The sequence below is a fragment of the Psychrobacter sp. 4Bb genome (assembly GCF_002836735.1).
Taxonomy (GTDB): Bacteria; Pseudomonadota; Gammaproteobacteria; order Pseudomonadales; family Moraxellaceae; genus Psychrobacter.
The window spans coordinates 80,160-95,212 of sequence record NZ_PJAS01000072.1 but is presented as its reverse complement, the minus strand read 5'-3'; the positions used below and the strand labels follow the sequence as shown (position 1 = coordinate 95,212).

Annotated in this window: 17 protein-coding genes and 1 tRNA gene; 8 read left to right on the top strand and 10 right to left on the bottom strand. The window is 38.3% G+C overall.

Features of this window, described 5'->3' with window-relative positions; all coding sequences use genetic code 11:
• Nucleotides 1-36: 36 nt before the first annotated feature.
• From CXF60_RS11100 to CXF60_RS11090, 4 genes are all read right to left on the bottom strand, one after another.
• Nucleotides 37-1,212 (bottom strand): Arm DNA-binding domain-containing protein, encoded by a 1,176-nt coding sequence (locus CXF60_RS11100; RefSeq protein ID WP_102091987.1) that lies wholly within the window; start codon nucleotides 1,210-1,212, stop codon nucleotides 37-39.
• Between the two features lie 27 nt (nucleotides 1,213-1,239).
• Nucleotides 1,240-3,987 (bottom strand): toprim domain-containing protein, encoded by a 2,748-nt coding sequence (locus CXF60_RS11095; protein ID WP_102091986.1) that lies wholly within the window; start codon nucleotides 3,985-3,987, stop codon nucleotides 1,240-1,242.
• 70 nt (nucleotides 3,988-4,057) lie between these two features.
• Nucleotides 4,058-4,222 (bottom strand): plasmid mobilization protein, encoded by a 165-nt coding sequence (locus CXF60_RS14490; RefSeq protein ID WP_180958141.1) that lies wholly within the window; start codon nucleotides 4,220-4,222, stop codon nucleotides 4,058-4,060.
• On the bottom strand, nucleotides 4,212-4,460 hold the full coding sequence (locus tag CXF60_RS11090) for a hypothetical protein (RefSeq protein WP_102091985.1): 249 nt from the start codon (nucleotides 4,458-4,460) through the stop codon (nucleotides 4,212-4,214). Before CXF60_RS11090 ends, CXF60_RS14490 begins: the two co-directional genes overlap by 11 nt.
• A gap of 117 nt (nucleotides 4,461-4,577) precedes the next feature.
• Between CXF60_RS11090 and CXF60_RS11085 the strand changes: the two genes are divergently transcribed.
• From CXF60_RS11085 to CXF60_RS11075, 4 genes are all read left to right on the top strand, one after another.
• Nucleotides 4,578-5,015, top strand: coding sequence for a helix-turn-helix domain-containing protein (locus CXF60_RS11085; RefSeq protein WP_102091984.1), 438 nt, complete (start codon nucleotides 4,578-4,580; stop codon nucleotides 5,013-5,015).
• A 430-nt stretch (nucleotides 5,016-5,445) separates the two neighbouring features.
• Nucleotides 5,446-5,586 carry a hypothetical protein gene (locus tag CXF60_RS14485; RefSeq protein ID WP_180958140.1) on the top strand — a complete coding sequence of 47 codons (141 nt, stop codon included), beginning with the start codon at nucleotides 5,446-5,448 and terminating at the stop codon, nucleotides 5,584-5,586.
• Nucleotides 5,587-5,642: 56 nt separating this feature from the next.
• Nucleotides 5,643-6,776 (top strand): DUF262 domain-containing protein, encoded by a 1,134-nt coding sequence (locus CXF60_RS11080; RefSeq protein WP_102091983.1) that lies wholly within the window; start codon nucleotides 5,643-5,645, stop codon nucleotides 6,774-6,776.
• Nucleotides 6,777-7,673 (top strand): MAE_28990/MAE_18760 family HEPN-like nuclease, encoded by an 897-nt coding sequence (locus CXF60_RS11075; RefSeq protein WP_102091982.1) that lies wholly within the window; start codon nucleotides 6,777-6,779, stop codon nucleotides 7,671-7,673.
• Here the strand turns inward: CXF60_RS11075 and CXF60_RS11070 are convergent.
• The 4 genes from CXF60_RS11070 to CXF60_RS11060 all read right to left on the bottom strand — a co-directional run bounded on the left by CXF60_RS11070 (nucleotide 7,656) and on the right by CXF60_RS11060 (nucleotide 10,400).
• A complete protein-coding gene (locus CXF60_RS11070; RefSeq protein ID WP_102091981.1) occupies nucleotides 7,656-8,672 on the bottom strand; it encodes a DNA cytosine methyltransferase in 1,017 nt (338 codons plus the stop codon). The genes CXF60_RS11075 and CXF60_RS11070 overlap by 18 nt on opposite strands.
• A 76-nt stretch (nucleotides 8,673-8,748) precedes the next feature.
• Nucleotides 8,749-9,756 (bottom strand): contractile injection system protein, VgrG/Pvc8 family, encoded by a 1,008-nt coding sequence (locus CXF60_RS11065; protein ID WP_102091980.1) that lies wholly within the window; start codon nucleotides 9,754-9,756, stop codon nucleotides 8,749-8,751.
• Between the two features lies 1 nt (nucleotide 9,757).
• The gene (locus CXF60_RS14480) at nucleotides 9,758-9,910 is read right to left on the bottom strand and encodes a hypothetical protein (RefSeq protein WP_180958139.1); all 153 of its coding nucleotides are present in this window, start codon (nucleotides 9,908-9,910) and stop codon (nucleotides 9,758-9,760) included.
• 145 nt (nucleotides 9,911-10,055) lie between these two features.
• Nucleotides 10,056-10,400, bottom strand: a complete 345-nt coding sequence (locus CXF60_RS11060; RefSeq protein ID WP_228707119.1) for a phage tail protein — start codon at nucleotides 10,398-10,400, stop codon at nucleotides 10,056-10,058.
• 896 nt (nucleotides 10,401-11,296) lie between these two features.
• Here CXF60_RS11060 and CXF60_RS11055 point away from each other — a divergent pair.
• Genes CXF60_RS11055 through CXF60_RS11045 form a run of 4 tightly spaced genes read left to right on the top strand, consistent with a single transcriptional unit; the run spans nucleotide 11,297 to nucleotide 13,627 of the window.
• The gene (locus CXF60_RS11055) at nucleotides 11,297-11,566 is read left to right on the top strand and encodes a hypothetical protein (RefSeq protein WP_102091978.1); all 270 of its coding nucleotides are present in this window, start codon (nucleotides 11,297-11,299) and stop codon (nucleotides 11,564-11,566) included.
• Nucleotides 11,554-11,727: a hypothetical protein gene (locus CXF60_RS14475; protein WP_180958138.1), complete on the top strand. Its 174-nt coding sequence runs from the start codon at nucleotides 11,554-11,556 to the stop codon at nucleotides 11,725-11,727. The genes CXF60_RS11055 and CXF60_RS14475 overlap by 13 nt, the downstream gene beginning before the upstream one ends.
• Before the next feature lie 15 nt (nucleotides 11,728-11,742).
• Nucleotides 11,743-12,090, top strand: coding sequence for a plasmid mobilization relaxosome protein MobC (gene mobC / locus CXF60_RS11050; RefSeq protein ID WP_102091977.1), 348 nt, complete (start codon nucleotides 11,743-11,745; stop codon nucleotides 12,088-12,090).
• A complete protein-coding gene (locus CXF60_RS11045) occupies nucleotides 12,074-13,627 on the top strand; it encodes a relaxase family protein (RefSeq protein ID WP_102091976.1) in 1,554 nt (517 codons plus the stop codon). The genes mobC and CXF60_RS11045 overlap by 17 nt, the downstream gene beginning before the upstream one ends.
• Before the next feature lie 107 nt (nucleotides 13,628-13,734).
• Here the strand turns inward: CXF60_RS11045 and CXF60_RS11040 are convergent, their stop codons facing one another.
• Entirely contained in the window at nucleotides 13,735-14,358 is a 624-nt protein-coding gene (locus tag CXF60_RS11040) for a hypothetical protein (protein ID WP_102091975.1), read from the bottom strand.
• Nucleotides 14,359-14,789: 431 nt separating this feature from the next.
• Nucleotides 14,790-14,874, bottom strand: a tRNA-Leu gene (locus CXF60_RS11035).
• Between the last annotated feature and the right edge of the window lie 179 nt (nucleotides 14,875-15,053).

The following is a 15,053-nucleotide window of genomic DNA, read 5'->3' as shown; positions in this document are numbered from 1 at the left end:
TAACGAAAGTTATATATGCTATATAACGGATGCAATTTAAGTAGTGGGCCTCTCGCTTGAGAGCGCTTGTGATAGTCTACTAATAATGTGCTTAGAGTCTTCAGGAATAAATTTCCCATAGTGCTTGTGGATCATGTTTGTATTAGCATGGCCTAGCTGATTGGCTAACCATTCTGCAGTAACGACGCCAGTAGATAATACTTGACTGGCGTATGTATGCCGACCAGTATTAAGCGATCTATATTCGACCTTGCATCTAGAAAGATGAGTTTTCCAACGCTTTTCAAGCTGAGAATAAGTGTAATGGCTAGTTGTGTTAGGATTGGGCCATAAAAAAGTTAATTCTTCACTCCGATACGTACGGTTGTCACGGTCTAATACTTTGAGTCTGACCATCTTATTTTCTTTTATAATACTTATCTGATCGAGAAGTGCATCAGTCACGATGGGAAGTAGTTCAATTTGACGTTTGCGTCGGCGATTTTTGGTGACTCTGTAAGCGCCTTTGACAAAACCTCTTTTTATATAGGCGCACCCCTGCGCTAGATCTAAATCTTCTATAGCTAATGGCATAAGCTCATGAGTGGATAGTCCTGACCAAATCATTACAGTCCAGAGATTGCGTAATATAGGCTGTGTTTCCATAGCTAAAATAGTAGTAATTTCTTGCTTGGTAAAGGGGTTGATGTCATCGCTATCACGTACACCAAGCTTAATATACTGTGTTGGATCATTAGCATTTTTTTGATCACGCGCCCAGTATGTCCAAATAGTCTGAAATAGCCCTAAAATATCTTTTATAGTCTTTGGACTTAGCGACTGCATTAGAGTCTTGTAAACCCAGCGTTCGACATCCTCTGCTTTAATCTTAGCGATTACTTTACGTTGCCAATAAGGCTTGATATGATTTTCAACTTTGCTGACGTATGAACTCCACGATGATGGCGCGACTGTAGATTCTGCTGTATCTAACCAAAGTTGAATATAATATTCAAAATATGAACTTTTCTTTTTTTCCGAATCTGGAAACATCTGATCTCGATCAAAAACCCCCTTCTTTATTTGTTTATCAATAAGATCAGCTATACCTTCAGCATATTCAATGTTAGCGGGAGTAGGTGGAGTGTCTTTTAGCGTCTCACGATAGCGAGTGCCATCAATACGCCACCACACTCTTATGCTAGTCTTTAGTTTTTCGATACCTGCTGACATACTGACTCACTTATTGGTGAAATTTGGTTAGTTAATTGGTTGAGTTTTAGATTGCTCGAACACCCAACATCGGATACTTCGATTGATGTTTTTTGAATCTACAACTTTGTTAGCTGCAATAAATTTATACTCTCTAGACTGTTTTAGAGCTTGTTGCATCTCGTTCTGTGGTGGAAGGTTATATCGCTGCTCATTTGCTAGCCGATATACCTCTGGCATACTGATTGCCAATAGGTCATCTTTTTTACTGTGGTTGAGATGTAATCTGCGTAATATATGATTACCTTCCATTAATTGTGGCGGTGTATTCAGCTTATCTAGAACATCAAAAAACTGAATATTGAGTGGATGCTCGGTATCTAAAGTCCGGTCACGCTCCTTTGCCATACTGAATACTTCTTCTTTTATAGAATCTTCAATAGAGAGAAGACCAGGAAGTAGGTGAGTTTTGAAAGCGTCAAACAGAGCTAATAACTGTGCGTGACAATGTGCCACCCGAAACGTTTTAATCCCTTTATCTTTTAACCAAAGCTCATGTTCAATCTTCGTTTTAAAAAAGGTCTCAAGAATTTTCTCTTCTAGCTTAAGAATATCGACTAAAAAATGACTTACATCTTCAGTTTGTAAGCTTTCAATACGACGTGCTGCTGCTTCCGAATCGAGGGTCTGATGTTCTAATATAAAAAACATATGACAGATACGGCTTAGAACAGCTTTAGATGCCACTACTGGTAAGTTTTGACTGATAACAACCGTGCCACGGAATGGTGGCTCATATACTTCGTTACCTGCGGACTTAACGCCGCGTGTACCGATAGTTCCTCCGTCATATAAGTTCTTTAGTTCATCCCAGTTGAATTGACTATTGCGTCCAGTGCCAGCTCCATCACGGTCAGACTCGATAAATACACTGGGCATATTGGATGTTTGTGACAATGAACGCAGACGACCAGCTTTGGTTGTTTTGTTGGGATCAATGCCTTCATAGCTATCTCGACCAATAAGACGCCAAAAAAAACTGAGCAATGTCGATTTACCGGTACCAGGTTCGCCAACGATCTCTAAAAATGGATAAGACTTTTGACGATGACGGATCTGTTGAGCGAATAGACTTCCCATGAATCCGACTAGACTAATAACTCCTTGAGTACCCCAGCCAGAAATGATATCGGCAATCCAGTTAATCTGTTGTTTTGGGTGCTCTCCAATATTTATATTTGGACTGGCAGCCAATGTTTTTAGACTCTTATTATTTGGTAAGTCAAAATAATCATCGGCATTGAGCGGGTAGCTCTGACCGTGGCGAATGGCGATATCATTAAAAATGTATGTCTGGTGGTCTTTGCTATAACCAATGAAATCGATAGTCTCCACAGACTTAATGCCACTGATCATACGTCCTAACATAATGTCGAGCTGCTTTGAATTGCCCTGATAGATGACACCAGGTGCGACAGATAGTAGGCGTTTTTTAAATTCGCCAGCTGCAGATAGCTGGCTACCAGTAAAGGTGTTTTTGGAGTCGCCCTGCGGTGTACGGATGCGAAAGAAGTACCAGCTTTCATCAGTGACAAGATTCGACTGATAGTAGAGCGCCTGTGGCTGGCAGTTCATGATTTGGGTGACTGTCATACAGGAATGGATTAGGTCGTCATGCCAGAGCTGTATAGCTTCTTTTAATTCCTCTTCAGTATTGAATAGATCCTCAGTCGGTTCGCTTTCAGCGTCCATTTGCTTGGCTTTATCAAAGCTTTCACTGTCTACTTTCACCCAATAGGTGCAGCTATTAAAAAACATATAAAAGCTAGTAGTGCCGTATTGGTTATAAGTGAGCAAGGCCTTGTCTTTTGCAGTATGGGCAATCAGTAGCGCCCCATAGAAACGATAGCGTTCGAAGTCGGCATTGGTAAGTTTGCCAAGCTTATGCAAGTCGTTCCAGTCAGGACCGCCGCTATCCTCGCTTGACTGCGCGGCGCTAGCCTCCCAGCCATCTTGATGGGCACGAGCGACTAACTTATCCGTGTGTTCTTGACCTGCTTTGTCATTATCTAAACCAAAGATTAGCTTTGGATAAGGCTTACCCAGTTCGTCCAGGCGAGCTTTTATCTGGTCTAACGTAGTCTTGGGATAGTTTCCAGCGGTAATATTGCTGATAGCGTGTTTGCCGTTCTCGGTCAATGCCATCGCATCAAAAATGCCTTCATTAACCCAGAGCTCTTTTACATATGCCCAGACACCATGTTGCAAATTCAGCTTCGGCGGTAGCCAAGCAAGTCCTTTGAATTTAAAGCCTGTTTGCACGCGTGCTTTTTTGATGTTGGTAGCAGGTTCGATCAATCGTTCCCAGTAACCTGCTGTCTGACCTTCGCTAGTGATGTTGAAACGTACCGTGGGGCAAGTAAAATCCGAATAAAAGTCTTTGAACACTTCTTGGGTATAGCTGCCTTGCCATTTGACGATATCAAAGCCACGCCCTGATTGTAGGTAAGCGTCAGCAGTGGCGTTTGGGTTGCTGGGAGTTGGCGGGTTTTTCTGCGTCCAATTGGCGAATATATCTGGGTAGATGTCACGAGTGGATGCTTGGTAACTGCACTTATTGGCGCGGCCGCATAGTATCTTCCAAGGTGCATTAGAGTCAGTGAATAACTCATTTTTATTGCATGAAGGGCATTTCCCATAACGTAGATATTGCCCATCTGAGGAAAATTTGAGCGCAAAATCCCCTGTGAGACGAGTTATTAGCTCGTCCCGAACTTGTGAGTTCATAGCTTTCATTTATTTACTCGATAGAAACTGACTTGAAGTGGTTATATAAGAGATTTTCAGCAGTTATATTTATTAATAATCAATTATTAATGCGCTGAGAGTCGTCTGTGTCGTCTTTGTCGCTTATAGCTTTACGTATTACTGCCGCAATAAATTCTGTGACGCTCATATTGTGTTGAGCAGCTTTTTGTTGTAGTAGTTCTTGTTCGTGAGGTGTTGGATATAGATCGACGTTATTTAACATTTTTCACTCCTTTGATGTTTGAATCGCTACTGTTACTATGAATTTCATGACTTAGTAGTTCTTGATTACGACCAAGCAAATAACGTCTCATAGCAATAAAGCTCATGGATCTTTGTTGTATATCCGCTAGATGTTTAAGCTCATTATGGTCATCTACTTGTAGACGAATGGGAACTGAAATCCGCTTAGACTTTTGTAGTTGACCTTTGATAGTAGAAGTTAATGCAGTAGTAAGCATATTGAGATATCCTATAATTGATAGTATGTTGAAATGAAATGTTTTACTCGATTGAGTTCATAATAATACAAATGTGTTACACATACAAGTGTTTCATCAATTAAATAAGTGTCTTTTATGGTAAATGCTAGTTTAGAAGAGATAGGGAAAAGAATTGAGCTTGAAAGGGTACGTTTAAACCTTAAGAGTTTAGATGTATGCTCTAAGTTGGATATACATCCTAATACTTATCGTAACTATGAATCAGGTAAAAGAGATATACCTGCCTCTCTATTGTCTAGGCTCATATATATGGGTTTTGATGTTATGTATATATTGACAGGAGATACATTGCGTGACTGGGCTAATGATCTAGACAGCGTTGTTAGAGGTGACGAAAAACCATCTTTTGGTAGACGTTTATTGCCAAATAGAGACGAAACTCGTTATGACGAAGCTTTAGAAAGATTAATTCGTGTTGAAGACACATTCCAAAAAGCGGGGGCTACAAGTAATGAGGATTACACATTAAAGGATATTGTGCAGATGGCTCTAATTGTATCTACTTCGAAGTAGTCATAACAAAAGGATTAAAATTTACCCTGAATATTTGGCTAACGATTCTCGAAATAAATGCCCATAAATCTACAAGCCGATTAGCTCATTCGCAGTAATATCCTTTAATATTACATTTTTTGGAACTAAGTATGAACAATGTTACACCATCTACTTTGCAAATAATCTTCATTAACTATTGTAAAGTTATCTGAAATCAAAGAGATTAAGGTGCGTTGTTAGAAGAGTTGAGGATATAGCCAGTATTACAGTTGATGAACCGTTAGCTGCAACTAGTGAAAATTGGCAATATACTGTTAATAATGGCATCCGCACCACAGATGCATATGCCGTTGAAAACAATCCAAACGCCACTTTCATTGGGAATAATGTCTAAGCAAGTTTAGTCAAACAGTACGGTAAGGATTACGAGGGTGACCATTTACTGGCTATGATGAACGACGGTGAAGGTAGTACCAGTTATGCACAGCTGCGCCCTTTATTTAATGTAAATGAGCTATCTGATGAACTTGATGATGAAAGTCAGCTTTGGGAGGTGACGGTCGCCAAATATAATGGTCAGGAGTTTTAGATAATAATTCTAGTTATGTACAAAATTAATTTTCATATGTGAAGGAAAATATAACCATGTCATATCAAAATCAACTTTTTAGTAAAATAGACATCATAGAAGCTGAAGCAGAAATAAAAGACAACCAAAAGCAGTTTGATTTTGATATCAGAGAATATCCTATTGAAGTCATATCTGAGAAATTTAATCCATCACAACAAGACCCTGAAATATTTATACCTGATTATCAAAGAGAATTTGTGTGGACTGAAAAGCAAAAATCTTTGTTTATTGAATCTCTACTTATCGGGTTACCCATTCCTTATCTATTCGTTGCCGACATTGATGAAGATGAAGACCCATACACTGAAGGCAATGTAGAAGTAATTGATGGAGCACAAAGAATTCAAACTATTTATGCATATTTAAACGATAATCTAACTTTAGTTGGTATGGAACGTCTTAAAATTTTAGAAGGCAGTATATTTAGTGATCTACCTCCTGTCAGGCAAAAACGTTTCAAGCGTAGTACTGTTAGAATGATTGAACTTCAAAATGTTGATGAAGATGCAAGACGTCTAATGTTTGATAGACTAAACAGTGGCGGTACTAAGCTTACTGATATGGAGAAATGGATTGGCACAAAAGATAGTGATTTTATAGCTTTCATTAGACGGCTTGCTTCAGATGAAAAATTCCTTACTATGACGCCAATGCCAGAATCTAAAGTAAAAAGACGCGAAAGAACAGAGTATGTTTTAAGATTCTTTGCTTATAGAGATAGATATCTAGATTTTGGGAAAAGAAAAGATGGGACAAAAGATAACAGTGTCCTTGGTTTCTTAGATGACTATATTGGCGATATGGATCAGAGATTCGATAGTAATAAAAAAATTGAGTTAGAAAAAGAATTCTCAGATATGTTGGAGTTTGTTCAAAAATATTTTCCTAATGGCTTTAGAAAATCTGCTACTTCAAAATCAGTATCTAGGATTCGTTTTGAAGCTATGTCTGTTGGAACAAGCTTAGCACTTTCGGAGGACTCTAGTATTTCTCCAACTGATAATTACTGGGCGTATGAAGACCCTGATTTTTTAGCAATGATACGTTCAGATGCTAGTAACTCTAGACCAAAAATTAAGAAGCGAATAGAGTTTGTAAAAAATAAGCTGTTGGGTGATGAAGTGAATTTAGAAGATGAGGTGGAGTAGATGCAAATTAGTAATGCGAATCTTCAGTTCGCTTATGAAAATTTCCAAACAAGATTACAGGAAGTAAAAAACTATGTTGTTTTTGTAAAAAAACTAGCTGATATATCTTCTCCAGCGGTATCAGAAGAAAGATACATTGAAAAATATATAGATGATAAATTAAACTTTTCATTTAATTTGAATTCACTTTTTCCTATACAGAGAAGAGTTGTAGATCCTTTACAGCAAAGAACGGAAACAGACAATTTTAATTGGATAAATGTTCTTACCGTTGAACCTCAATCGACTAGAACACCTACAAGAAGTGATTTTGCATGTCATAAGATAGATAGGGAGTTACAAAAGACATTAAGAGCTTCAACATACCTCTTACTCTATAACTTAATGGAGTCAACAATGAGTGAGTCTATTAATGCTATACATGAGACTATACGAGATGAAAATCGTAATTTACTAGAACTTTCAGAAAAATTGCATAAGGTGATTTTACAGTCCTTTAGTAAGGGTTTAACTAATGAAAAGGTTTCAGAGTTTTCTAGAGATAATGCAGATATCCGAGATAGAATATTTGATTTAGGATACGATAAAAAGAAACTTTTTAGTGGAAATATTGACTGTGGAGTAATAGATGAATATTGTAAGAAATATGACATCAGAATTTCACCATATAAGATTGATAGTCAACCTTTACTCTGGAATCCAGATAAAATAGAGGATATCAGGAAAAAGCGTAACTCCCTAGCTCATGGCTCAGAGTCTTTCGCACAATGTGGACAGAATATGCCTATTGACTCTATTGATGATAACTTGCAAAGCGTTGAGGCTGTGCTGATGGGGGTATTCAACGGGTTAAATAACTTTCTAACCCGTCAAAAGTACTTACGCGCTTCTCAATAAACTGATACCAACGACTTCGCCTAACCTGACAGGAACAGCGTTACCAATCATCTTGCCAACTTCTTTGATATAAAACTCACCCTTACAAAATTGGTAGTCTTCTGGAAAGGTCTGGAAGATTGCCGCTTCTCGTAAGGAGATAGCACGATGCTGTGATGGATGCCCAAAACGACCATTACCAAAGCCATAGCATTGAGTAGTCATAGTTGGGGCGGGTTTATCCCACTCCATACGACCATAAACACCGCTATAAGATTTACCTGATTCTTTTCTATGGCAAGCAGCTAATAATTCTTCAGGCCAGTCTCTCCATGTCCCACCTGGTCTAGAAGCTTTAATACGTTTCATATTTAGCTCATTTAATTTTGGGCATATATGTAGAAAGTCTTTTTGGTTTCGTTGGCCAGAAGATAAAATGGGCAAGCTTTCAATTACGTCTCTCACCGTTACAGGCTTATCGTGTGTTGGTGGGATGAGTTCAATATTTTTAGATATTAAACTAGCCAATAAAACATGACGCTTACGCGTTTGTGGTATTCCATACTGTACACAATCAACTTTATTAGCAGATACGGTATATCCTAGTTCCTCAAGTTTTGATACAAAATCATGGTACACTTTATGCTTGGTAACATCAGGCACATTTTCCATTGTTACAAGCTCAGGACGAACTTCTTCGATCAGCCTCATAAAATGATAAAGCAACGGCCATTTTTTATCTAAAGTAGTATCCTTCCCTTGATTATAGGTAGAAAAAGGTTGGCATGGTGCGCAGCCAGCTAGTAGGCGAATAGCGCCCTCAGAATACCAGTCGTTAATTTCATCCGCTGTTACATCAGCGACGTCTTTGAGAATAAAGGTAGCTTTATTATTATATTCGTACCCATACTGACAAGAAGGCTCTATGTCGTAGCCAGCTTTTACCGTAACACCAGATTTAATGAGACCTGCTGTGAGACCGCCGATACCACAGAATAAGTCAACCGCTTCAATGTTCATTTCATATCTCCTCTACGTTAGAATGATACACTAACTCTTCGATAAACTCGAGTAGAGGTACAAATTTTTTTTGAATTTAAATCCCAGCCTCACACTTAATGCCAGTACTGTAACCACTACCTGATAGGTCATGTATCACTTCTACGACTGTCCATTGATGTTGATCGATATAAGGTCTAAAGCCTCGCACTGTCGCAGGGCTATCAGCAATAATATCAGGACGCGCTACTGCTAACGTCAAATCAAAGCTCGCCACTTGGCGGGCTTTTTTGTTGTCGCTCGCTTTTGCTTTGGATACCGCCTCATTTTTTGACTTGGCCGGTTTGGTCAGTAGATGAGATTTATCATTGGGTAGAGCATTCAGTGGTTTAGATTTACCGTCTTTGACACTGATATGCTTAGTCTTACCAGTTTTATCATCATGATAGCTAGATGTCGTCTCATCATAGTCACTGGTGCGATCAGCACGACTATAGCGATGGCTGTCACCAGACTGACGAGTGATACTGACTGCTCCCAATGCCGCCCCTGAAGGTGATTTGGTATTACCAATTGGCTTGATGATCAGCGGTCCTGCCTTAATCGTACACATCAAATCATGGTCATCACAAAGCCTGGTCAATAGATTGATATCACTCTCACGGTGCTGATCGACATGATCTATCATCATCGCTACTACCGTCGCATCAATTGATAATATCAGGTCATGACGTTTGGCCACACTCGAAGCTATTTCACCAAGCTTGTGCTGATGATATCTGTCACTGCGCTTTACCTTCAATGATGACTTAAAATCGGCTGAATTGGCACGGATCTGCAACTGGTCAGGTGTGTCGCTGTGCTCTGCTTGGTCAATAGTAAAGGTGCCTTTGTCTATCATGTCGCCAGTTTCAGGCATTGTGAGCCATAGCCTTATTTCGTTACTATTGATAGGCAAGGGTAGCGCGGCATCATGATCAGATAGCGTCAGTGATAGCTCATCCGCTCCAATACCACGCTTGTCTGTAATCGATAGCCTAATCAGGCGCTTCTCAACCTGCGCTGTGCGATCAATGCCTTCAATCGTAAGTTTGAATAGGTTCATGTTAGCTTTTCCATGCAATGATAAGTTCTGGTAGTTGCCATAAAATAATCAACAACGATATGAAAAAAGCGATACCTAAGAGCGTTTTAGGTAAGCCATAGTGTTCGACACAAAGATGCATAATTTCCAGTCCAAGAGTAAATAAATCTGTCATAACTTAAGTTCCTATCAAAGATTAGATAAGACTAGGTTAAATCAGCTTTAAAACGTCTCTTAGGGGGTGTTCCACCTCTATCTTCTTACATTGTTTACGTGGAACAGGGGTCTATACGTTATTTGAATGTGTGTTATACGTCTGCTCAATCCTGGTCTAAAATGGCCACTTGCTCACGCTCGCTATCATCTGCCAACTTGAGTGCTAAGCTAAAGCTAATTTTACGAGCAGTACCGTCTGACAATAAGTGTGATTGAGTCTCACTGATGTCAGTGATATAGCACATGCCGTAATAGTAAACCTTGCCATTCATGAGCGCGTAAGTCTTACCAGTCGCTGCCATGTCTCGCAACTCATCTAATGAGACAATACCATTGGTTATCTCTGGATAGAGCGTGCCAGACAGTGATATGTCATCATTATCTTGACTGATATACTGCATATGTAGTCTGGTACCGACAGCATTGCCAGATAGAAGGTCTTTGTTAATAGCTAGAAACTAGGTTTGTCAGTTTAGAAAAAGATAGAGTGAGGAAAAAGCACAAAATATAAGTAACATACATTGTTAACAATATAAATTTGTAGAACGTCAAAATAGGATAGGTAGCAAACAGAGGCACTAAAGTGCAGTGCAAAGGGTTTTTATGACAGTAGTATATGGTCATTCGTATATTGATTTTGAATTGGTCTATTCGTAGGAATAACTTCGAATATCTTACATTCATCTAAACGTTATCAGTTGCAAGTACACTTACTATCGGTATTGGAAACGACCATAACAGCAACAAGCAAGAATACAGAAACTTCATTAATCACATGCTCTATCATCACTATATCAAATATAAACAATGCTTTAGAAACATAAGTAATACAAATAATCTTAAGTTTTATACACTCTCTTTGAACATATAAAGCGTATAAATATTTTCATTTATATGCCGATGTTTGGAAGGTATAAAGCGATGTCTGCTTGCTATAAGTGTCTGTCCAAAGCCTATCTTTTATATCCCACGCATTATATATTCTATTCTCTTAGCATCAATAGCAAGCACAGACAGCGCCCCCTCTCCACTCCGTTATGAGGTTGCACTGTCGTCTTGTAAGGGGAAACCCCTTAACCCCAAAAGCAAAGAAATTAACTATTTTTAATAGAAGGAATAACTTATGAATAATATAGTGCGATTAGACGACTTAGGTACAACCACAATAATCAATCCAACAGATAATTATATGACAAAATTAACAAACAACCTTACTAAAGGACTTATCTAAAACCTGTTAAGTATTACCTTTGAACATGTTTCTGCTAATCAAGAGTTTTATGGTTTAGATGGAGTTACAACACTCGATAAAGCTGGTATTAACCGAAAAATAACATCAACTACAATGCTGGAGCTTATCAAATCTTCTTTACAGCTTATTAGTGCTCATATCGCTAATAAAGCCTCAACTAAAGAATTTCTAAATAGTCTGTCTAATGAAGAGCAATTAGAATTACTTTTATTTGCTGAGTATATTTTTTCTGGTATAGCTGGTGTTCGCCAAAACGACTTAATGCGAGAGTGGGAGAGACAAAAAGATGCAAGTGATGATATGAGAAAAGAAATACTAAAAGTAATTGCTAACATAAGAGGATCATTAACATGTATGAGTTAACCGAGAAAGAATTAAAAGATCGTTATGATTATGAAAATCAGGATTTCATGCTGCCTTGTTATAACTGTGGCCACATGGTTAGTGTCACTCAGCAGAAATATGAATGTGGTGATGTACCTACAGGATGTGCAGGTCTTGATGGTAGAGGCTGCCACAGATAGTCGAGTAACTTTAAAATGGCTAAATTGATTGGAACTAAAACATCGATAAGAGAAAAATCAATAAAAATACGTGTTACTAGTGATGAACTTTTAAAATTAAAACAGAGGGCAGACGGCAAACCGCTTGCCCCTTTTATGCGTGACTTTTGCATTAATGCAAATATACTCAAGAGTAGAAAATTGACTCCAAAAGTCGATCCGGAATTTATGCGAGCTTTTGCTGGCGCTTGCAACAACATCAATCAGCTTACAAAGCAGATTAACACCTACGGTTTTGGTGTGTCACAAGAAGTGTTGAGGCAAGAAGTAGTCTTGCTGCGTGAGGAAATTGAGAAGGTAAAAAACTATGCTAGTCAGTTTTAATCGAAGAGGAGGAACTAAGGATAACCGAAAATCTAGCGGTGGACGAGCTGTTAGAGATTATTTACTAGGCAAAGATAATAATAGAAGATACGCGCGTGTTCTGAAAGGCGAGCCTGAAGTCACAACTGAAGTTATCAACGGATTAAATTTTGCAAAGATATATACAAGTGGTGTCCTAGCATTTGACTATGGTGAAGGAGACAAACTCAATGATAAAAAAAAGCTCGAGATTATAGATAGCTTTGAGCAGACACTATTCCCAAATCTTGCCGTAAATCAGTATACAGGCTACTGGGTAGAGCATACGGATAAGGTGTTAATCGATCAAGACAATAATCCGATCCTTGATGAAGAGGGTAAGAAACAAAGACGATTGGAACTAAATTTCGTTTTTGCTAATGTTGAGCTGACGAGTGGTAAAGCACTCCCTGTTTACTTTCACAGAAACGATGTCAATTTAGTTGATTCATGGCGTGATGTAATAAATGCCACTTATAGTCTAGCCGATCCGAATCACCCTAAACGGAGAAGAGTATTAGCAACTGTTTCCGATTTGCCAAAAAGTACTGCTGAAGTTCGTGAAGATATACATGACTTTATCATCTCTGGAATCGAGAAAGGCTATATAACAAATCGTCATGGTATTTTAAAGGCTTTTGCCAGTTTAGGGTTAGTAGTTGCAAGAGAAACTAAGACTAGTATCAGTATCGAAAATCCTGATGGGAAGAATAATATTAGGTTTAAGGGCGAGATTTATGAGCGAGAATTTGAAGTCGAAAAATTTAGCAGAGCGTATAGCAAAAGCGAAAGCTCAGAGCTACGAGAAAACACTATTGACCTTAAAAGAGCAAGAGAGCGACTTCTCAGCACAGTTGCAAACCGTAGCTCAAGAATATCAAAGCGCTTTGATAACACAACAGCAATTAGTAGCCCAAGGACAGGCACCTTCAATTTTAGCTCACTTAAAATTGATCACGATATCAATAATGATCCTATCCCTGGTAGCAACCATGTCATTAATAAGCGTATTAATCTCTCTCTCATGGAGGCAGTTAGGCCTGTCGCTGTTGATAACAATGATTCTAGCAACATTGATGTTTCTACTGATAGTTTGGAGGATGAGCATCGAAAGAGACTAGATAGAGCAATATTGACTTTCATCAAAATTTTTACAGACGAGTCTATAAGTGTCAGAAGTGATTGGTTAGGTAACGGCAGTACGGGAACACTAGTTCCTAATGAGACTAAAGCTAAGTTTGATAGTCGTCAATTAGGTATCATAAAAAATATAGAAGAGCTACACTCATACTCTAGTGAGAAAAGAGTGCGTGAAGTACTTTCTAAGCCTAAAAATAACTCTATCGTTGCGCTCTTAATTGACCCAATAGTTGAACGTGAGCAATACGAGATACGACAGCTCACTAAAAAAAATAACAACATACCTGCAATAACTCAAGAAGCTGAAGCATCACCAAGTCCAAAATCTATTATAAAAAGTCCCGTTTTAGAATCACAATATCCCAAATATACTCCGTAATTTTTCTTATGAGTTTAGTGACTATAAAATCGTCAACGTGGATCATTAGCATTGAGCTTTCTGCTTAAAATATCTCATGCTAGTTTCTACAGTTTTTTCAGCGTAGCTCAATCAATCAACCATTTTTCTAACGTCCGATTGTCATAGCAATCCTCGTAACCATAGCGACTATTTAAATCTGTTAATCTATTAGCAACTGTGATATTTGCACCACCTGCACTACCACCTTTTCCTGCAGCACCCCAATTTATTTCATAACGTATAAAGACTGGCTGATCTTTTGCTCTAGTAAAATAATAAGTGGCATCTCTCTCGTTAGGGTGATTGCTATCACAAGATGATGCAATTTTAGTTACCTTACCAGAACCAAAAAGCTTATTTACTTCACTTTTAGAAGGACTCTCTCCTTCATTCTGAATCATTATTTCAATAGCTGTCATGAAAGTCCTAGCACCAGTGATAGTAACTTCAGTATAACCTATATTAGGATTTTTACTGCTGCCTACCTTGGTTGTTCCTTCCATCGTACTATCATGAGCGCCTGATTCGTAATACGGCCATTTCCATTTAACACCTTTAATTTCATCTGCGTTCTCCCAGCCACTTACATTGTTTAGAGAATTTTTAGGTATTGCCATTGCATCAATAATAGAAGAAAACTGTGCGGAATAAGCAGAAGCTGAGAATGTAAAAGCTAAAGTAGCCAAAGTTAATGATATCGCTTTGTTCATCTTAATAATCCTTTTTTGATGGTATTAGATTAAGCTCAGAGAACAAAAAATACAACTCTCAGTAGTTAGTCTCTAGACCAGCACATTATACTAAAATGGTAATAAGTAGATGCATCCTATAATGAAAAAGCCCTATAGGCTACTAACTTATAGGGCTATTTAATTATACGAAATATAGTGAAATACTCTTTGTAAGATTTACTTGGGCAAACATAGATAAGAACTGATTATAGCCCACGGAAGAATATGGGCTATATCTACAAAAAACTCTCCAAACACTTACGATTTAAGGCTTATAGAAGGATAGTACAGTTGATACTGTTCCACAGTTCAGCCCACGGAAGATATTCATACCAAATTCCACACATAAAAAAACCTGCCCGAAGGCAGGTTTAGTATAGGTTTGAGACAATTTATTCACTATCCGAAAATGGTGGGGCTGGAGAGACTCGAACTCTCACACCTTGCGGCGCCAGAACCTAAATCTGGTGCGTCTACCAATTCCGCCACAGCCCCATTTTCGTTACTCTATCATCAAAAACGATTAAACTCAAACGCTATCTAGACAGTTAACTGATTCGGTAGTGCGTCTCAGTGGTTGGCTATTATATAGAGTTTTAATTGTTTGGCAACCCCTATTTGCAATTATTTTTAATTATTTATCATTTATTTTTGATATTAATTTTAAGTAATTG